The sequence below is a fragment of the Cryobacterium sp. AP23 genome, assembly GCF_054075385.1.
The window spans coordinates 4,118,341-4,137,394 of the sequence record NZ_CM133415.1 but is presented as its reverse complement, the minus strand read 5'-3'; the positions used below and the strand labels follow the sequence as shown (position 1 = coordinate 4,137,394).

13 protein-coding genes are annotated in these 19,054 nt (G+C 70.1%); 5 read left to right on the top strand and 8 right to left on the bottom strand.

The genetic code is table 11. From position 1 onward, the window contains the following. Nucleotides 1–108 precede the first annotated feature (108 nt). Nucleotides 109–1,230, bottom strand: coding sequence for an AI-2E family transporter (locus ACU5E9_RS19455; protein WP_456811525.1), 1,122 nt, complete (start codon nt 1,228–1,230; stop codon nt 109–111). Between the two features lie 281 nt (nt 1,231–1,511). On the opposite strand from ACU5E9_RS19455, the gene fdhA reads away from it, so the two are divergent. The 3 genes from fdhA (at nt 1,512) to ACU5E9_RS19440 (ending at nt 5,035) form a co-directional block, all read left to right on the top strand. Further along, entirely contained in the window at nt 1,512–2,729 is a 1,218-nt protein-coding gene (gene fdhA / locus ACU5E9_RS19450; RefSeq protein ID WP_456811524.1) for a formaldehyde dehydrogenase, glutathione-independent, read from the top strand. 255 nt (nt 2,730–2,984) lie between these two features. Then, complete coding sequence (gene mobA / locus ACU5E9_RS19445; protein WP_456811523.1) at nt 2,985–3,719, top strand: molybdenum cofactor guanylyltransferase; 735 nt, start codon at nt 2,985–2,987, stop codon at nt 3,717–3,719. A gap of 122 nt (nt 3,720–3,841) precedes the next feature. Beyond that, nucleotides 3,842–5,035, top strand: coding sequence for a molybdopterin molybdotransferase MoeA (locus ACU5E9_RS19440; RefSeq protein WP_456811522.1), 1,194 nt, complete (start codon nt 3,842–3,844; stop codon nt 5,033–5,035). 19 nt (nt 5,036–5,054) lie between these two features. Here ACU5E9_RS19440 and ACU5E9_RS19435 read toward each other — a convergent pair whose 3' ends face one another. Next, a complete protein-coding gene (locus ACU5E9_RS19435) occupies nt 5,055–5,573 on the bottom strand; it encodes a 2'-5' RNA ligase family protein (RefSeq protein ID WP_456811521.1) in 519 nt (172 codons plus the stop codon). 253 nt (nt 5,574–5,826) lie between these two features. Here ACU5E9_RS19435 and ACU5E9_RS19430 point away from each other — a divergent pair, with 253 nt between their 5' ends. Continuing rightward, nucleotides 5,827–6,141, top strand: coding sequence for a DUF6457 domain-containing protein (locus ACU5E9_RS19430; RefSeq protein ID WP_456811520.1), 315 nt, complete (start codon nt 5,827–5,829; stop codon nt 6,139–6,141). Nucleotides 6,142–6,186: 45 nt separating this feature from the next. On the opposite strand, the gene ACU5E9_RS19425 is transcribed toward ACU5E9_RS19430, so the two are convergent. From ACU5E9_RS19425 to nirD, 6 genes are all read right to left on the bottom strand, one after another. After that, the gene (locus ACU5E9_RS19425) at nt 6,187–8,550 is read right to left on the bottom strand and encodes an FdhF/YdeP family oxidoreductase (protein ID WP_456811519.1); all 2,364 of its coding nucleotides are present in this window, start codon (nt 8,548–8,550) and stop codon (nt 6,187–6,189) included. 326 nt (nt 8,551–8,876) lie between these two features. Continuing rightward, the gene (locus ACU5E9_RS19420) at nt 8,877–10,691 is read right to left on the bottom strand and encodes an FAD-dependent oxidoreductase (protein ID WP_456811518.1); all 1,815 of its coding nucleotides are present in this window, start codon (nt 10,689–10,691) and stop codon (nt 8,877–8,879) included. Next, nucleotides 10,684–12,846, bottom strand: a complete 2,163-nt coding sequence (locus ACU5E9_RS19415; protein WP_456811517.1) for a molybdopterin oxidoreductase family protein — start codon at nt 12,844–12,846, stop codon at nt 10,684–10,686. Before ACU5E9_RS19415 ends, ACU5E9_RS19420 begins: the two co-directional genes overlap by 8 nt. Before the next feature lie 139 nt (nt 12,847–12,985). Further along, complete coding sequence (locus ACU5E9_RS19410; RefSeq protein ID WP_456811516.1) at nt 12,986–14,404, bottom strand: MFS transporter; 1,419 nt, start codon at nt 14,402–14,404, stop codon at nt 12,986–12,988. Between the two features lie 333 nt (nt 14,405–14,737). Then, a complete protein-coding gene (locus tag ACU5E9_RS19405) occupies nt 14,738–15,607 on the bottom strand; it encodes a sirohydrochlorin chelatase (RefSeq protein WP_456811515.1) in 870 nt (289 codons plus the stop codon). After that, nucleotides 15,604–16,023, bottom strand: a complete 420-nt coding sequence (gene nirD / locus ACU5E9_RS19400; protein WP_456811514.1) for a nitrite reductase small subunit NirD — start codon at nt 16,021–16,023, stop codon at nt 15,604–15,606. Before nirD ends, ACU5E9_RS19405 begins: the two co-directional genes overlap by 4 nt. A gap of 239 nt (nt 16,024–16,262) precedes the next feature. Here nirD and nirB point away from each other — a divergent pair, with 239 nt between their 5' ends. Further along, nucleotides 16,263–19,043 carry a nitrite reductase large subunit NirB gene (gene nirB, locus ACU5E9_RS19395; protein WP_456811513.1) on the top strand — a complete coding sequence of 927 codons (2,781 nt, stop codon included), beginning with the start codon at nt 16,263–16,265 and terminating at the stop codon, nt 19,041–19,043. Nucleotides 19,044–19,054: the final 11 nt, after the last annotated feature.

Sequence of the window (19,054 nt, the reverse complement as noted above, 5' to 3'; positions counted from 1 at the left end):
GCGGCACGCGTTACGCCCGGCGGCACGTGTACGACCACGTGCCGCCGGGACTACGGCGTGCCGCGAGAGTTCAGCCGGCGCTTGTGCCGCGAACGCCGCCCGCGGCGGCTACGTGAGCGCGGGGCGCGGGGTGAGTTCGGGCTTGTTCCAGGTCTTCGCGATGGCCCAGCCGACGGCGGCGATCGGCACGGCGAGCACCGCGCCGATGATGCCGGCCAGGATGGTGCCGGCGGTGAGCGCCACGAGGATGACCAGCGGGTGCAGCTTGAGCGACTGTGCCATGACCACGGGCTGCAGGAAGTTGCCCTCCAGCTGGTTGACCACCACGACGATGCCCACCACGATCAGGGCCACGACCCAGCCGTTCGCCACGAGGGCGACCAGCGCGGCCAGGATGCCGGCCACGGTCGCGCCGACCAGCGGGATGAAGGCGGTGAGGAACACGATGACCGCCAACGGCAGTGCCAGCGGAACCTGGAGGATGGTGAGTCCGATTCCGATGGCGGCCGCGTCGACGAAGGCCACGATGGCGGTGCCCCGCACGTACCCGCCGAGTACCCGCACCGAGGTGTGGCCAATGCGTCGGCCGCGCTGCAGGCGCTCGCCCTTGAACGGGCTCAGGAAGAAGTTCCAGATGACGTCGCCGTCCTTGAGGAAGAAGAAGAGGATCACGATCACGAGCGCGAGCCCGGTGATGAACTGTCCGGCGGCCGAGACCCCGGCGAGCGCGCCGGAGCCGAACTGGCTGCTGGTGAGGAAGTCGATGCCGGCATTCTTGGCATCCTCGATCTGGCTGGCGTCGATGGCCAACGGGCCCTCGGCGAGGTAGGTGGACAGCTCATCGATGCCGTCAGACGCGCTGGAGTACAGCTCGTTCCACTGGTTCTCGACGGCGAAGACGATGAGCGTGATGATCCCGCCGAACACGACGATGGCGGTGAGCAGGGTGACCCAGGTCGCCAGGATGGCCGACAGCCCGCGCCGGCGCAGCCATCCGACAACCGGGCTCAACGCCGAGGCCAGGATGATGGCGATCAGCACGGGAATCACCACGAGCTTCACCTGCACGAGGATGAAGATGATGACGGCGACCAGCGCGAGCGCGAGCAGGATCTGCCCGCTGCGCAGGCCGAGCCAGCCCAGCTGGTCGGTCAGCAGTGTGCGCAGCGTTGTCGGAGAGTCGGTTCGGTGACCGGTCTGACGGGCGCCGGAGTTGTCGGGAGTTCGCATGTGACCACACTAAACAACGTTTCGCGACATATCTCGATAAAACGCGGCGATCGCACGCAGTTTGCGGGGCGCGATTTGGCGTTCGACACACACACGATACACACCTTTTGCATTACCGACACCCTTGAAATTCCCAGTCTCGTGGAGTGCCATTGAGAGTGTTCCGGCGCCTTCTGCTGCTCGGGACGAACCACCGAGAAACACCACTGAGGATGCCGTGCGCCACAAGCGCGAACCGACAGGTTCAGGTGTCACAACAGGTATCAAGGAGGATACAAATAATGGCAACAAACAGAGCAGTTGCTTACGAAGGACCCGGCAAGGTCGACGTCATAGACATCGACTACCCCACCTTCGAGCTCAAGGACGGACCCGGCGTCAACCCGGCAAATGTCGGGCGCCAGGTTCAGCATGGCGTGATCCTGAGGACCATCACAACGAATATCTGTGGGTCAGACCAGCACATGGTCCGGGGGCGCACGACCGCTCCGACCGGGCTGGTGCTCGGGCATGAAATCACCGGCGAGGTGGTCGAAGTCGGCCGCGACGTCGAGTTCATCAAGGTCGGCGACATCGTCTCCGTCCCGTTCAACATCTCCTGCGGTCGCTGTCGCAACTGCAAGGAACGCAAGACCGGCGTCTGCCTGAACGTGAACCCGGACCGTCCGGGTAGCGCGTACGGCTACGTCGACATGGGCGGCTGGGTCGGCGGGCAGTCGCAGTACGTGCTCGTGCCCTACGCCGACTGGAACCTGCTGAAGTTCCCGGACCGGGAGCAGGCGCTGGAGAAGATCCTGGACCTCACCATGCTGTCCGACATCTTCCCGACCGGGTTCCACGGTGCGTTCACCGCCGGAATCGGCGTGGGCTCAACGGCCTACATCGCCGGTGCCGGACCGGTAGGCCTTGCGGCGGCCGTTTCGGCCCAGCTGCTGGGCGCGGCCGTCGTGATCGTCGGCGACCTCAACCCCGAGCGGCTGGCGCAGGCCCGCAGCTTCGGATGCGAGACCGTCGACCTCACCAAGGGCGAGCCGCAGGACCAGATCGAACAGATCCTGGGCGTGCCGGAGGTGGATGCGGCGGTGGACGCCGTCGGCTTCGAGGCACACGGCCACGGCAAGGACGCCGGAACGGAAAAGCCGGCAACGGTGCTGAACTCGCTGATGAGCATCACTGCCGCCGGCGGTGCGCTCGGTATCCCTGGCCTCTACGTCACGGGTGACCCGGGAGCGGCGACCGAAGCGGCCAAGGTGGGCTCACTGTCGCTCAGCCTCGGTACCGGTTGGGCGAAGTCACTGTCGTTCACCACCGGTCAGTGCCCGGTGATGAAGTACAACCGGCAGCTGATGATGGCCATCCTGCACGACCGGGTACAGATCGCCAAGGCCGTGCACGCACAGCCGATCAGCCTCGAGGATGCCCCGCGCGGGTACGCCGAATTCGATGCGGGTGCGGCGACCAAGTACGTGCTCAACCCGAACGGCTACCTGAAGGACTAGGTCAACAGAACTAGGGCAGCGCAGCCGTCGGCCTCTCCAACCGAGACGGCCGGCAGGCGACAACCGGGATCGGGCGGCATCATGCGGCCCGGTCCCGGTTGTCGTGTTCGGGGCCTTGGCGGCGGTCGTCGTATTTCGTGGTGTTCGTCGTGTCAGTCGTGTTCGTCGGCAGTCGAGCCCCGGTAGCCTGATCGGGTCGCCGCAGCCGTCTCACGCCGAGCAACCGCCCGTTCCACCCGATCCCCTGGACCCGCCATGCACCCCGATCCTTCGCCTGCCTCACCGAGTTTCGCCCCCGCTCCACGCTGGGATGCGATCATCGTGGCGGGCGGCCGCGCCAATCGGTTGGGTGGCATCGACAAGACCGCATTGCTCTGGCACGGACGAACCCTGCTCGACGGTGCTGTCACCGCCGTCGCCGGGGCCGGTCGCCTGTGCGTGGTCGGCTCTGACGCCGACCTGCCCGCATCCGTCGTGCGCACTGTGGAGGAGCCGCGCTGGGGCGGCCCCGCCGCGGCGATCGCGGCCGGGCTGGCTGCCCTGGCCGCGGCTCACGGCGCCGACAGCCACACCGGCGCCGATACCGATGCCGATATCGACGCGGACTGGGTCGTCGTGCTCGCCGGCGACCTCGTGCGGCCCGGCGATGCGGTCACTGCGCTGCTGGCCGAGCTCGGCACGGTCCGCGACTCCCCCGAGATCGGTGGCCAGCCCGCGGTCATCGACGGTGTGATCACTCTCGATGCCGGGGGTCGGCGCCAGCCCCTGCTCGCCGTCTATCGTCGGGCCGCCCTCGTCGCCGCCGCGCGGCGGCTCGGCAGCGCCGAAAACCTCGCCGTGAACAGCCTGATCGGCGGCCTCAACCTGGTGGAATTACGCCTTTCCGAGGCGCTCAGCGATGATGTCGACACCCCGGCTGACGCGGCCCGGCTCGGCATCGTGCTTCCCGCTCCCGCCGGATCGCCGGCGACTCCGCAGCGAGAGCGGTGAGTGGCTAGCCTTGACTCAGGCGACCTGTCGTCGATGATCCGCAAGGAGTCAGCAATGCCCACGATCCACCCTGCCCGGCCGGCCACCTTCGGCGCGACCCGTAGCGACGGAGTGGCCCGCTGATGGAGTGGCTGGAGGCCCGGGCCACCGTGCACCGACTCGGCACGGAGCTGCCCCGCACGACCACAACCGTGCCGCTCGCCGAGGCCACCGGACGCACGCTGGCCGCTGATGTGCACTCCCTGACCCCCCTGCCGAGCTTCGCGTCTTCGGCCATGGACGGCTGGGCCGTCAGCGGCGAGGCGCCGTGGCTGCTCGGCGACCCGATCCTCGCGGGCGATCCGCCGGCAGCGCAGCCCCTCACACCGGGAACTGCACGGGCCATCGCCACCGGCGGCTGCGTGCCGGCCGGAACCCACGGCATCCTGCGCTCTGAGCACGGGGTGGTCGGCCCGTCTGCATCGGCGGGCGCCGGGACCACTCTGACCCGGTCGGCGGAGTCCCGCGCCGACGAACCGGCGCCCGGGGAGCATGTGCGTGCCCGCGGCGAGGAGTGCGGACTGGACGAACGGATGCTCCAGGCCGGCTGCCTGCTCACGGCACCGCGCGTGGCGTTGGCCGCGGTGACCGGCCACGACAGCGTCTCCGTGACGACGCCGCCCACCGTGGAACTGCTGCTGCTGGGCACCGAAGTGATCGAGGCCGGAATCCCCGGTCCGGGACAGGTGCGCGACGCCTACTCCCCCGAGTTCCCGGCGCTCCTGACGAGCCTCGGCGTGCAGCTGAGCGGTCTGCGACGACTGCCCGACGACCTCGGCCAGACCATCGACGCCGTGCGGTCGAGCACCGCCAGCCTGGTGATCAGCACCGGCGGCAGCGCCCGCGGTCCGGCCGACCACGTACGCGCCGCGCTCACCGAGCTCGGCGCCACGGTGCTCATCGACGGTGTGCGGATGCGGCCGGGGCACCCTGTGATGGTGGCTCGGCTGGTCGATGGGCGGCTGATGCTGTGCCTGCCCGGCAATCCTCTGGCCGCGATGTTGGTGCTGGCGAGCCTCGGTGTGCCGCTCATCGACGGGATGCTGGGACGTCCGCTGGCCCCGCTGGGCCGGGTCACGCTGGCCCAGGATGTGGCCAATCTCAGCGGCTCGACCCGCCTGGTGGCGTACCGGCAGAGCGCTGAGGGTGCGGTTCCGACGGCACGGCAGGGCTCGGGGATGATGCGCGGACTCGCCGAGGCCGATGGCGTGGCCATTGTGCCGGCCGGCGGCGCGTGCGCCCCCGATTCGGTTGCCACCCTGCCGCTGCCCTGGTAGCGGAGACCGACCGGTGTACTCAGCCGGCCAGCGCCGTCAGCGTCTTCGTTTCGCCATTCCAGAAGCGCGCCGCGACGCACTGACCGGCCGGCGGCGGCTCACCGAGCACCTCGAGCGCCTCAGCGACCTGGGCGGCGCTGATCCGCCGGGCAAGCGTGACATGCGGAGTCCACCGGTCGGGCTGGGTCAGCGCCACCGCACCCGGGGCCTGCGCGAGGACGGTCCGATGGAGCGCAAGCAGTGCTCGGCTCATCACCACGGGACGGGCGAGGACGAACCGGCCGGAGCTCGCCGTGAACAGCACCAGGCCGGAGACCCCGAGGTCCACCGGCAACGGGAATGCCGGATGCGGTTCGAACACGCCTCGCAGGGCATCGGTGAGCGCGACGGTCGACCCGGCGGCCAATGTGAGGTGTGGCCGGTTGCTCGGATCCGGGTGTCGGCCGAGGTTCGGTAGTCCGGCTTCCTGCAGTGCCGCCCACTCCGCACGAAAGGCGGCCTCGGTGTCCGGGTCGAAGGTCAACTCGATGCTGCGCATGTCCTCATCCTGCCCTGCCATGACAGGAAGGTGGCGTCAGGACGGCGGGTCTTCGGGAAGGTCGCTGCCCGCTGCCTCGGACGGTGACGCCGGGTCTGGTTGTTCCGGTGTCGGTGCCTGGGTGATGGGTGGGCCGAGGCAGGTTTCCGGGTACCTGCGGTGGGTACGCACGCATCACGATTGCCGTGCGGCGAAGACGGTGCTACTCCTGAAGCACGAATCGCGCACCCGAATCCGGCCACAAGGAGATCCCATGAGCAACCCGATCGACGACACCCGAGCGCTGGATGACCTCAGCCGACGCCTGACCCAGGCACTCCAGATCCTCGACCTGGAGGTGGACCACGCACTGCTGCTGAGCCTGGCCGACCAAACGACACGGGCAGCGGGCGAGGGTGCCGGCCCGATCAGCACGTTCCTGGTGGGGTATGCGGCCGGCATGACGTCCACGGACGGAAAACAGGAAGCGACCGCGGCCGTGGAACGGGCCGTCGGCGTGGCCAGGCAGGCCACTGAGAAGACCGGCAGCGGCGGCATCGACGACGGCTGGGCGCACACGGCCCAGTGACCTGGTCAGCCCTCCCCGATGGCCCTCGGAGCCGGGAGGCTACGCCTAGGAGGTCAGCACCGCCTCGACGTTGCGCGCCGCCTGCAACCGCACGATGACCGCCTTCGACACCGGCGTATTGCTGCCCTCGGCCAGATGCCCCAGCGGCACAAGCACATTCGCCTCCGGGTAGTACGCCGCCGCGCAGCCGCGCGCCGTCGGATACGCCACCGCCCGGAACCCGCGCAGCACCCGCTCGACGCCGTCGTCGTACACGCCGTGGACATCCACCAGCTGCTCGTCGGCCAGGCCCAGCGCAACGAGGTCGTTGGGATTCACGAACACGACGTGCCGGCCCTTCTTGATGCCGCGGTACCTGTCGTCGTGCCCGTAGATGGTGGTGTTGAACTGGTCGTGCGAACGCAGGCTCTGCAGAATGAGGGTGCCGTCCGGCCGGTCGAGGTACTCGAGGTCGTTGACGGTGAGCATGGCCTTGCCCGTCGGGGTCGGAAAGGTGCGGGAATCCCGCGGACCGTTCGGCAGCAGGAAGCCGCCGTCCTGGCGGATTTTGGTGTTGTAGTCATCGCAGCCGGCCACGACGTGGGAGATGTGCTCCCTGATCAGGTCGTAGTTGCGCTCGAACCCGGCCCAGTCCACGTTCACGGCGGAGCCCAGCACGGCCCGGGCGAGGCGGCTGATGATCGCGACCTCGGAGAGCAGGTCCGGTGACACCGGCGACACCTGTCCCCACGACGGATGCACCGCGCAGACGGTGTCCTCCACGGAAACGAACTGCACGCCGGTGGCCTGCCGGTCGATCTCGGTGCGGCCCATCGTCGGCAGGATCAGCGCCTCGGCACCGACGACGGCGTGCGACCGGTTCAGCTTGGTGGACACCTGTACCGTCATCTCCGCGCCGTGCATCGCCGCTTCGGCGGCCTGGGTGTCGCTGATCGCCGACACCAGGTTGCCGCCGACGGCCATGAAGAACTTGATCCGGCCGTCGCGCAGCCCCTCGATCGTCTGCACCGAGTCGGTGCCGTGCTCGCGGGGCGGGTCGAAGCCGAACTCCCGTTGCAGTGAGTCCAGGAACGTCGGCGGCATCTGCTCCCAGATGCCCATGGTGCGGTCGCCCTGCACGTTGCTGTGGCCACGGATCGGCGACGCACCGGCTCCCGGCTTGCCGATGTTGCCGCGCAGCAGCAGCAGGTTGATGATCTCCTTGATCGTGGCCACACCCTTCTTGTGCTGCGTGAGGCCCATCGCCCAGGTGATGATCACATTCTCGGCCCGGAGGTAGCGTTCGGCGAGCTCGTCGATCTCGGCCGTGCGCAGGCCCGTCGCCTCGAGCACGGCGGCCTCGTCCACCTGGGAGAGGTGGTCGGTGAGTTCTTCCAGCCCCTGGCAATGCTCGGCCAGGAAGGCGTGGTCCAGCACGGTGCCCGGCTTCGCCGCCTCGGCGGCCAGCACCCGCTTCGACACCGCCTGCAGCAGGGCCATGTCACCACCGAGCCGGATCTGCACGAACTGGTCGGCCATGTCGGTGCCGTGCCCGATGATGCCCTTCACCTTCTGCGGGTTCTTGTATCGCTTGAGCCCGGCCTCCGGCATGGGATTGACCGCGACGATCTCGGCGCCGTTCTCCTTGGCCTCTTCCAGTGCGGTGAGCATCCGTGGGTGATTGGTGCCCGGGTTCTGGCCCATCACGATGATGAGATCGGCCTTGCCGAAGTCGTCATAGGTGATGGTCGCCTTGCCGATGCCGATGGTCTGGCCCATCGCCCAGCCGGAGGATTCGTGGCACATGTTGGAGCAGTCCGGCAGATTGTTGGTGCCGAAGGCGCGTACGAAGAGCTGGTAGGCGAACGCGGCCTCATTGGAGGTGCGGCCGCTGGTGTAGAACGCGGCCTGGTTGGGTGACTCCAGCGAGTTGAGCTTGTCGGCGATCACCCGGAACGCGTCCGGCCAGCTGACCGGGCGGTAGTAGTCGTCGCCGGCGGCTTTATAGACGGGCTCGGTGAGCCGGCCCTGCATGCCCAGCCAGTATTCGGTGCGGCCGAGCAGGTCACTGACCGGATGCTCGGCCCAGAATTCACTGCCGATCGTGACGGGCGTGGCCTCCCAGGTGACGGCCTTGGCGCCGTTCTCGCAGAACTCGAAGGTCTTGCGGTGGGTGGGGTCCGGCCAGGCGCAGCTCATGCAGTCGAAGCCGTCCTTCTGGTTCATCGCCAGCAGGGTCTTGCGGGTGCGGGTGACGCCCATCCCCTCCAGTGCCGGGATGGTGGAGTGCAGCACCCCGGGGACGCCCGCCGCCCAGGACTTGGGAGTGCCGACCTCGAGGGTGGACTCGCCTCGTTCATCGGTGTCGTCCAGGTGCACGGGGCTCGGCTGGTTCGTCGTCGGGTTGGTGCTGGACTTCTTGGGCGTCATCGTGGGCATCCCTTCAAGGCGGGATTACCGGCACTGGCGCCGCTACCCGGAGAACACTGCAGTTACAGCTTCAGGGCTATCAGCATCCGGCACTCACGGCAAGCACCCGGGAACGTTCACGGCACACTCTGGGGCACCCGCCGCTCGACCTCCACCGGCCACTCCCGCCAAAGTTCCCCTTCGGGCGCCGGGAAGGGGCCGTTTGCAGCAAGTCGGGAGAAGAGGCTCTCCCGACTTCCGCCAAAGTTCCCCTTCGGGCGCCGGGAAGGGGCCGTTTGCGGCAACTCGCGTGCGGGCGACAGTGGTCGGACGGCGCAGCCGGATCCTCAGACGCTCTGGACGGCGAAGCGCTCGAGCACCTCGCCGATGCGGCCCTTGCAGCCTCCGCAGCCGGTTCCCGCCCGGGTGGCCTTGCCGATGCAGGCCACGGTGTCGTTGCCCGCTTCCGCGGAGGCGGTGATCGCCTCGACGGTCACGCCGTTGCACCAGCACACCGTGGACTCCGGCGCGAACGCGTCCCCCGCGGTGGCCGGGTCGTAGTCCGGGCCGTCGAAGCGCAGCAGCACCGACCGGTCGGCGGGCAGTTCGCTGCCGCGCTCGAACAGCAGCGTCAGTTCGGCGCCGGTGCGCGGCATGCCCACGCAGACGAAACCGGTGAGGATGCCGCCGCGGGTGACCATCTTCACATACCGGCCGTGCTCGGGGTCGGCCCACTGGGAGACGCTGAGCGGGCCCGGGCCGGCCGCGCAGCCGTGCGCATGCTCATCGACCTCGATCAGGGCAGCGTCGAACGGGTCGGCGGACGTGTCACCGGCGGCGACCACGTCGATGCCCTCGGCCTTGAGCATCACGACGGATGCGCCGGGTGCGGCCGCGACCACCAGCTCCGCCGCGACGGTGGCTGCGCCGCCCGCCGCGATGCTGCCGTCGGGGGTGCCTGCCGTGGCCGCGACCCCGAGCTCGTCGGCGCTCCCGGTCGGTACCGCCGGCGCGGTCCTGGTGGTGATCCCCGCACCCCGGCCCGCGGGAATGCCGGCAGTGATCTCGGCGGTGAACCGGGCAGCAAGGCTGTCGGCCTGCCGCCAGCCCGGCCCGATCAGGCCGGAGGGACCGCCGGGCGGCGCCATGCGGGCACCGTTCCAGGCGGCACCGAGGTCGGTGTCGGCGGGGCGGGCGGCCACGTGCGCGCAGTCCCCGATGGCGTGGATCGCCGCATCCGCCCAGCTTCGCTGCGACTCGTCGACCAGGATGCCGGTGGACACGGGCAGGCCGGCCAGGTGGGCGAGTTCGGTGCGGGCGCCCACACCGCAGGAGAGCAGCAGCAGGTCGCCGTTGATCTGCTTGCCGTCGGCGCAGATGAGGGCCTCGAAGCGTTCGATGCCGTCGTCGTCGTGGTGGAACAGCACGCTCTCGGCGCGAGCGTGGTTGACCATGGTCACCCCGGCCCGCCGGGCGCTCCGGGTGAGCACAGAGCCGGCACCGCGGTCGAGGTTGCGGTTCATCGGAATCTCGCCGTGGTACACCACGCACACCTGCGCGCCGGCTGCCGCTGCGGCGAGCGCGATCTCCATGCCCAGCACGCCGGCACCGAGCACCACGATGCGCTGGCCGGCCTGCACCGCCGCGAGCACGGTGGCGGCGTCGGCGAGGTCGCGGAGCGCTGAGATGCCGCGCGGCAGCGGGGCCTCGGCGGAGTCCAGGGTGGCGGCATCCGTGCCGGGTTTCATCAGGCCGCGGCGCACCCGCTTCACACCGTCGAGGGTGGGCACGTTGGCGCGGGCACCGGTGGCCAGCACGAGCCGGTCGTAGGGCAGCGTGCTGCCGTCGCTGAGGCTGACTGTGCAGATGGTGCGGTTGACGGAGGTGACGTTGATGCCGGTGAGGATCGTGGCACCGGCGGCGCGGGCCCGGCCGCCGTCGGTGAGGTCGAGCGTGTCGCGGTCGGTGCGTCCCACGGCGTAGTCGGCCAGCAGCACCCGGTTGTAGGCGTGCTCCTGCTCGGCGCCGACGACGGTGAGGTCGGCCAGGCCGGCCTCGACCAGCGGGAGCAGCTCGTCGACGAACCGGGCGCCGACCGGGCCGTAGCCGACGACGATGATGCGTTCGGGGGACGTGCGCCCGGCGTTGGTCAGTTCAGGCATCCGCCATCACCCTCTCGTGGTCGGTGGCCGGCTGGTCGGGCGCATCGATCGCCCGCACCCGCACGGCCGTGCGCTTGAACTCGGGCATGCCCGAGATCGGGTCGGTTGCCCCAGCGGTGAGCAGGTTGGCGCGCTGGTCGGCGGGAAAGTGGAAGGGCAGGAACACCGTGTCGGGCCGGATGTCGGCGCTCAACTGGGCCCGGCAACGCACGATCCCGCGTTCGTTGGCCAGTTCGGCCCAGCCGCCGTCGACAAGGCCGAGGCCCGCGGCGGTGGCCGGGTGCACCTGCATCCGCGCCTCCGGCTGCGCGTCGGCCAGCTCAGGCACCCGCCGGGTCTGCGAGCCGGACTGGTAGTGCTCGAGCAGCCGGCCGGTGATCAGCGTGAGCGCGCCCCGCGTCTGGGCGGGCGCGGCGACGGCGCGGGCCGTGACGGCGACGATGCGCGCCCGGCCGTCGTCGTGGGCGAACCGGTCCAGGAACAGGCGTGGGGTGCCGCCGGATCCGGCCGGGTACGGCCAGTAGGCGGGCTCCCCCGCATCCAGCAGCGCATAGTCGATGCCGGAGTAGTCTGCGATGCCGCCCTCCGAGGCCCGGCAGAGCTCGTCGAAGACCTCGCCGGGTTCGGCGCTGTAGACGCCGGGGGCGTCCAGGCGCCGGGCCAGTTCCTGGAAGATCCACAGCTCGCTGCGCACCCCAGCGGGCGGGTCGATCGCCCGGCGGCGGCGGATGACGCGGCCCTCGAGCGAGGTCATCGTGCCCTCCTCCTCGGCCCACTGGGTCACCGGCAGCACGACGTCGGCCAGGGCGGCGGTCTCGGAGAAGAAGAAGTCGCACACCACGAGGAAGTCGAGGCTGGCGAGGCCCGCGCGCACCCGGTCGGCGTCCGGAGCGGACACAACGACGTTCGCGCCGTGCACGAGCAGGACCCGGATGCCGCCCGGCTGGCCGAGCGCATTGAGCAGGTCGACCGCGGGGAGACCGGCACCGGGAATGATGGCCGGGTCGACGCCCCACACCGCGGCGACGTGGGTGCGGGCGGCGGGGTCGGTGATCTTGCGGTAGCCGGGCAGCTGGTCGCACTTCTGGCCGTGTTCACGGCCGCCCTGCCCGTTGCCCTGGCCGGTGAGGGTGCCGTAGCCGGAGTGCGCGGTGCCGACCAGGCCGAGCACCAGCGCGAGGTTGATCGCGGCGGTGGCGGTGTCGGTGCCGTCGACGTGCTGCTCGACGCCGCGGCCGGTGAGGATGTAGGTGCCCCGGCCGTTCGCGAGCCGGCGGGCCAGGTCGCGCAGCTGCCAGACCGGAACGCCGGTGTGCTCCTGCACCCGCTGCGGGTACCAACCGGCCACGCTCATCCGCAGCTGGTCGAAGCCGGTGGTGCGGGCGGCGAGGTAGTCGGTGTCGGCGAGGCGTTCGGCGAGAGCGAGGTGGGTGAGGCCGAGCAGCAGCACCAGGTCGGTGCCGGGGGCGGGCTGCACGTGCATGCCGGCGCCGTCGTCGGTGAGGCGGGCGGTGGCGGTGCGGCGCGGGTCGACGACGACGAGGCCGCCGGCCTGCCGGGCGCCGTCGAGGTGGCCGATGAACGGCGGCATGGTCTGGGCGACGTTGGAGCCGAGCATCAGGATGGTCTCGGCCGCATCGAGGTCCTCGACCCGGAACGGCAACCCGCGGTCGAGGCCGAAGGCGCGGTTGCCGGCCGCGGCGGCGCTGGACATGCAGAACCGGCCGTTGTAGTCGATGCGGGAGGAGCCGAGCGCCAGCCGGGTGAACTTGCCCAGCTGGTAGGCCTTCTCGTTGGTCAGTCCGCCGCCGCCGAAGACGCCCACCGAGTCGGCGCCGTTGTCGGCACGGCTGGTGCGGAGCGTGTCGGCGATGAGGTCGAGCGCCTCAGCCCAGGAGACCGGCGCGAAGCTGCCGTCGGCCTGGCGCCGCATGGGTTCGCGGATGCGGTCGGCCGAGGCGAGCAGTTCCGCCGCGGTCCAGCCTTTCTTGCACAGCCCGCCGCGATTGGTGGGGAACGCCCGGCCGGCGATGGTGACCGGCAGGGTGATGGCATCCGCGGGTACGGCGGAACCGGCGGGGGCGGGGGTGGTGGGCGTGAGCGTCATCGCGCACTGCAGGGCGCAGTACGGGCAGTGCGTGTCGACGGGGTTCACGGTGGCGCCTTTCGTATCGCTGGTCGAGCTTGTCGACTTGTACTGAGCCTGTCGAAGCAGACCCGCTGATCGAGCTTGTCGAGATCCGGTGAGGGTCACGACAAGCTCGACCGGCGAGGCGGTGGCGAGCGGGGTGGAGCTAGATGCGGTGGCCGGCCACCGAGGAGTTGCGGCGGAGGTAGACGAACGCGGTGACGGCCATCATCACGACATAGGCGCCGGCGAAGGCGTAGATGGCGCTGGAGTAGTCGCCCGTGGTGGTCTTCGAGAAACCGAGCACCTGCGGGATGACGAATCCGCCGTAGGCGCCGATCGCGGAGATGAGGCCGAGGGCCGCCGCGGTCTTGCGCTGCGTGCCGACGTCGCCGGAGTTCTTGTGGGCATCCGCGACCCCGCTCTTGGCGGCGAACACGCTGGGGATCATGCGGTAGGTGGAGCCGTTGCCGACGCCGGTGGCGACGAAGATGAGCAGGAACGTGACCAGGAACAGCCAGAAGTTGCCCAGCGGCAGCACCAGGTTCACCAGTACCGCACCGCACGCCATCACGCCGAACGCGACGACGGTGACCAGGGCGCCGCCGAACCGGTCGGCCAGGCGGCCGCCGAACGGGCGGGCCAGGGAGCCGGTGAGGGCGCCGAGGAAGGCGAGCGACAGCGACGCCGAGACGACGTGGAAGGTGGAGAAGTCGGGGAACTGGTCGGCGATGAGCTTGGGGAAGACGCTGGCGAAGCCGATGAACGAACCAAAGGTGCCGATGTAGAGGAACGCCATGATCCACAGGTGCGGTTCCTTCACCGCCGCGATCGAGCCGGCGAAGTCGGCCTTGGCGCTGGAGAGGTTGTCCATGTACTTCCAGGCCCCGAACATGGCGAGCAGGATGAACGGCACCCAGAAGAATCCGGCCAGCGGCAGGTTGAGCGTGCCGAGGGCGCCGAGGGTGATGACGATGGGCACGACGAGCTGCGCGACGGCCGCACCGAGGTTGCCGCCGGCGGCGTTCAGGCCGAGCGCGTAGCCCTTCTGGCTCTGCGGGTAGAAGTAGGTGATGTTCGACATCGAGGAGGCGAAGTTGCCGCCGCCGAGACCGGCGAGCGCTGCGATGAGCAGCATCACCGGGAACGGGGTGTCCGGGTTTCCGACCGCGATGCCCAGCCCGATCGAGGGGATGAGGAGCATCCCGGCGGAGATGATGGTCCAGTTGCGGCCGCCGAACTTGGGCACCAGGAAGGTGTACGGGAACCGCATGGTGGCACCGACGAGGGTGGGGATGGAGATCAGCCAGAAGATCTGGCCGGTGTCGAAGGTGAAGCCGGCGTTGGGCAGCTGCACCACCACGATGCTCCAGAGCTGCCAGATCACGAAGCCGAGGAATTCGGCGAAGATCGACCACTTGAGGTTGCGGGAGGCGATGGCCTTGCCGCCACCGGCCCACTGCTGGGGGTTCTCGGCGTTCCAGTTGTCGATCCACCGGCCCGGCCGGTGCACCAGTTCAGCGGACGCTGCGGGAGGGGAGGTCGCGGAGAGCGGGGCTGGTGGTGCGCTGGTCGTCTGGGACATCAGGTTCTCCTCAAGAATGTGGTGCCGAGTGATGCGCTGGCTTGCGTGTCTTCGACGCTACGCAGCCGGTGTTTCGGTGGTTCGCTGGCCCAGTTACCTTTTGATCACCGTGTTCTCACCCCCGGCGGGTGCCGGTGATAGGCCGCTGTTACATGTCGGACACATGAGCGCGGCGACCAACCCGACCGGTCACCGGACACCCCAAACGACCGTCGCGTCGGCATAACTCCTGCTGGATTCTCGGCCAGCCCGGTCAGCCCGCAAAACTGCAGCCGGATCCGGGAAATTGCAGGAGTTATGCACAGCGCGGGGCGGACGAGCCGGGGAATGGGGCTAGGAACGGGTGCTGAACGACCAGGGCAGGCCGGCGAGCGCCTGCTCGAGCCGGGCGGCGGAGGTATAGAGGTCGACGACCACGTCGACGAGCTCCTGCGGCGGAGCCACGCCGTCCACCAGCAGCGGGGAGCTGACGGCATCCGCACCGCAGTCGGCGGCCAGGCCGGCGAAGTAGCCGGGCGCCAGCAGGTAGGTGGCCACCACCACCCGACCGGATGCCCCGGCGCGGGCCGCGACCACGGCGTCGGCCAGGCGGGGCTGGGCGGCGGAAATGAAACCGACGGTGACGGCACGGCCGAGCACTGCGGCGAGTTGGTCGCCCACGGTGTGGCAGTCGGCGACGGCGTTGGCGTCGGTGGAGCCCGCCGCGGCGAGCACCACGGTGTCGTCCGGCCTGAGGCCGATCTCGTGCAGCCGGCCGGCGAGCACGCGGGCCAGGCGCAGGTCGGGGCCGAGCGCCCCGGTGACCCGCACGGGCTGGCTGGCCTCGGCGGCCGCCTCGGCCAGGTCGACGCGCACGTGGTAACCGGCCGAGAGCAGCAGCGGCACGATCACCACTGGCCTGCCGGCCAGGTCGCTCGAGATGACGAGGTCGGAGCCGACAGGGTCTGCGGCGGCGGTGGCGGTGTCGACGTCGCTGGAGGCGGCGATCGCGGTCAGGCAGGTGGGCACATCCGGGCTCTGCACGTCGACGTAACCGCCCACAACGGTGAGGTGCGGCGCCGCGACAGCCACGGCGTCGACCAGGGCCACGACGGCGCGCTGACCGGCCGGGTCGCTGGTGCCGTGCGAGGTCGCCAGCAGCACCGGGGCGAGGCCCGTCGCCGTGCGGCGCACCGGCGCCGGCCGGACCGGGACGGTGATCATGCGGCCGCGAACTCCGCGTCGACGCCCTGCACCGAGCCGAGTTCGACCTGCTCGCGCACCTGGACCTGGACCATGCCGTTGTCGATGCGCACCGGGAAGGTGCGCAGGGCGTACTCCGGCGAGGTGAAGCACTCGCCGGTTTCGAGGTCGTAGACCTGCTTGTGCAGCGGGGAGGCGAGGGTGGGCCGGGCGCCGCGGGATCCGACGATGCCGCGGCTCATCACGAACGACCCGGTGGCGGGGTCCTGGTTCGAGACGGCGTAGAGGCTGCCGTCCGGCAGCAGCACGAGGGCGATCTGCACACCGTCGATCAGCGCGGCCTCGCCCCAGAGCGGTTCGAGCCCGTCGAACTCGCACACGCCAGTCCAGTCGGTGGGAGTGCCTTCGGCGTCGTGCGAGCGGGAAGTTGTCTGCACGGGATCCTCCAGTGGTGTGGCGAGCGGCGGATGCCGCCGTCCAGCGGTTCCTGGTGTCCAAGGTAAGCAGCCCGCATGTCGGCCACCGTGCAAGGCCGTGACGATCGCGTAACGAAGACCTCTCAGGGCGCCCAAACGGACGTGAGGCGCCCGTCACACTCCGTTACTCCGGCGACACGGTAGGGAAATCGCCGACTTTTAGGCTGACGGAACAGCTCGCCACACTGAGAGGCCATCCCATGGACAACGTCACCCCCGCCCCGGATCACTCCGGCACGCCGCGACGCGTCGTGGTGATCGGCGGCGGCCCCGCCGCACACCGGTTCACCGAAGCCATGTCCGCCCGCGCCACCGCGTCCGGCAACACAGCGGCCGGTCACACAGCGGCCGGAATCATTGCCCACACCGTGACGGTGTTCGGCGAGGAGCCGCACCTGCCCTACGACCGGGTGGCGCTGTCCCGCCGCCTCGTCGACTCCGAAGACCTCACCCTCGGCGACACCACCCTCTGGGACGCCGAGGCGATCAGCTACCGCGGCGGCAGCAAGGTCGTCGGCCTCGACGCCGAGGCCAAGGCCATCACCCTCGAAGACGGCGAACGGGTCCACTACGACGACCTGGTCCTCGCCACCGGTTCCGCCGCGACCGTGCCGCCCATTCCCGGCGCCGAGGCCGGCCACGTCTACCGCACCCTCGAAGACGTCGACTTCCTCGTCGGCGAGATCGCCCGGCTGAAGGAACGCCTCGGCCGCCCGGCCAACGTCGTCGTCGTCGGCGGCGGCCTGCTCGGCCTCGAGGCCGCCGGCGGCCTGGCCCGGCTGGGCGCCGCCTCCACCCTGGTGCACTCGGGCAACTGGCTGATGAGCGCCCAGCTCGACGAAGGCGCCGGCCAGGCGCTCGGCCGGTTGATCGGCGCGCAGGGCATCATCCTGGCGCTCGGCACCCGTCCCACCGAGATCCTGCGCTCCCCCACCGGCCGCGTCCTCGGCGTCTCCCTCACCAACGGCACCCAGCTGCACGCCGACCTCGTGGTCTTCTCCATCGGCATCACCCCGCGGGACGAACTCGCCCGCGCCGCCGGCCTCGACCTCGGCCCGCGCGGCGGCATCGTCATCGGCGACGACTGCCGCACTTCGGCCGACGGTATCTGGGCCATCGGCGAGGTCGCCAGCATCAACGGCGTCTGCGTCGGACTGGTCGCCCCGGCCAACGCCATGGCCGAGGTCGCCGCCGACCGGCTGCACGGCGGCGAAGCCCTCTTCCCCGGCATCGACGACGCCACCAAGCTCAAGCTCTCCGGTGTCGAGGTGGCCAGCTTCGGCGACGCCCTCGGACGCACCGAACACTCCCTCGAAGTCGTCTACGCCGACCCCGCCCGCGGCCTGTACCAAAAGATCGTCGTCACCGGCGACGCCAAGACCCTGCTCGGCGGCATCTTCGTCGGCGACGCGTCCCCGTACACGTCGCTCCGCCCGCTGCTCGGCCGCGAGCTGCCCTCCGAGCCCGGCGCGTACCTCTCCGCCGCCGGCGCCGAACCGCCCGCGGGCACCGACCTGCCCGACGACGTGCAGCTCTGCTCGTGCAACAACGTCTCCGTCGGCGCCGTGCGCGAAGCCATCCGCGGCGACCACGGCGAGGCCTGCACCGAACTCGGCCCGCTGAAGGCCTGCACCCGCGCCGGCACGCAGTGCGGCTCCTGCGTGCCCCTGGTCAAGAAGATCCTCGAAACCGAGCTGAAGAAGGCCGGCATCGAGGTCTCCAAGGCCCTCTGTGAGCACATCATTCTCAGCCGCAGCGAACTGTTCGAGAGCGTGCGCATCCTGCAGCTCACCTCGTTCGACGACATCATGGAACGCTTCGGCACCGGCCTCGGCTGCGACATCTGCAAGCCCACCATCGCGTCGATCCTCGCCACCCAGACCAACGGCTACGTGCTGGATGCCGGCCGCGGCGGCCTGCAGGACACCAACGACCGCGCGCTGGCCAACATGCAGAAGGACGGCACCTACTCGGTGGTGCCGCGCATCCCGGGCGGCGAGATCACGCCGGCCAAGCTCAAGGTGATCGCCGAGGTCGCCGAGGAATACAAGCTGTACACGAAGATCACCGGCGGCCAGCGCATCGACATGTTCGGTGCCCGGCTTGAGCAGCTGCCCGAGATCTGGAAGATCCTCGTCGACGCCGGCTTCGAATCCGGCCAGGCCTACGGCAAGAGCTTGCGCACCGTGAAGAGCTGCGTCGGCAGCACCTGGTGCCGGTTCGGCGTGCAGGATGCCGTGTCCATGGCCATCCAGCTGGAGCTGCGTTACCGGGGCCTGCGGTCACCGCACAAGTTCAAGCTCGGCGTCTCCGGCTGCGCCCGCGAATGCGCGGAGGCCCGCGGCAAGGACATCGGCATCATCGCCACCGACCAGGGCTGGAACCTGTACGTGGGCGGCAACGGCGGCTACCAGCCCGCGCACGCGCAGCTGCTCGCCCAGGACCTCGACGACGACACCCTGATCGCCTACATCGACCGCTACCTGATGTACTACATCCGCACCGGCGACCGGCTGCAGCGCACCGCCCGCTGGCAGGAGGAACTGCCCGGCGGCCTCGACCACGTGCGCGACGTCGTCGTGAACGACACCCTCGGCCTGGCCGCCGAACTGGAACTGGCCATGGCCGCCCACGTCGGCAGCTACGAGGACGAGTGGGCGGCGACCCTCAAGGACCCGGAGCGGCTGCGCCGGTTCCGCTCGTTCGTGAACGCGCCCACCACGCCCGACCCGGCCATCGTGCAGGTCCTCGAGCGCGGCCAGCCGCGCCCGGCCTGGCCCGGCGAGCGCGAGGCCGCCGCGGCCGCCGCGGCCGCGCAGCCGACCGAGTACTTCGGCGTCAGCGTCAACGAACCGTCCGACGACGACACCGGCGACGCGCACACCGGCTCGGTGATGCTGTCCGGTGCCCGCATTCCGATGCGCCCGGCCGACCCGGCCGGAACCTCTCGTTCCGCCCCGGCGGCAGAAGTCGGAGAATAGGGCCATGTCCT

Coding starts and splice junctions, on each gene's coding strand:
- ACU5E9_RS19455 (WP_456811525.1), bottom strand. CDS start 1,230: ATGCGAACTCCCGACAACTCCGGCGCCCGTCAGACCGGTCACCGAACC.
- fdhA (WP_456811524.1), top strand. CDS start 1,512: ATGGCAACAAACAGAGCAGTTGCTTACGAAGGACCCGGCAAGGTCGAC.
- mobA (WP_456811523.1), top strand. CDS start 2,985: ATGCACCCCGATCCTTCGCCTGCCTCACCGAGTTTCGCCCCCGCTCCA.
- ACU5E9_RS19440 (WP_456811522.1), top strand. CDS start 3,842: ATGGAGTGGCTGGAGGCCCGGGCCACCGTGCACCGACTCGGCACGGAG.
- ACU5E9_RS19435 (WP_456811521.1), bottom strand. CDS start 5,573: ATGCGCAGCATCGAGTTGACCTTCGACCCGGACACCGAGGCCGCCTTT.
- ACU5E9_RS19430 (WP_456811520.1), top strand. CDS start 5,827: ATGAGCAACCCGATCGACGACACCCGAGCGCTGGATGACCTCAGCCGA.
- ACU5E9_RS19425 (WP_456811519.1), bottom strand. CDS start 8,550: ATGACGCCCAAGAAGTCCAGCACCAACCCGACGACGAACCAGCCGAGC.
- ACU5E9_RS19420 (WP_456811518.1), bottom strand. CDS start 10,691: ATGCCTGAACTGACCAACGCCGGGCGCACGTCCCCCGAACGCATCATC.
- ACU5E9_RS19410 (WP_456811516.1), bottom strand. CDS start 14,404: ATGTCCCAGACGACCAGCGCACCACCAGCCCCGCTCTCCGCGACCTCC.
- ACU5E9_RS19405 (WP_456811515.1), bottom strand. CDS start 15,607: ATGATCACCGTCCCGGTCCGGCCGGCGCCGGTGCGCCGCACGGCGACG.
- nirB (WP_456811513.1), top strand. CDS start 16,263: ATGGACAACGTCACCCCCGCCCCGGATCACTCCGGCACGCCGCGACGC.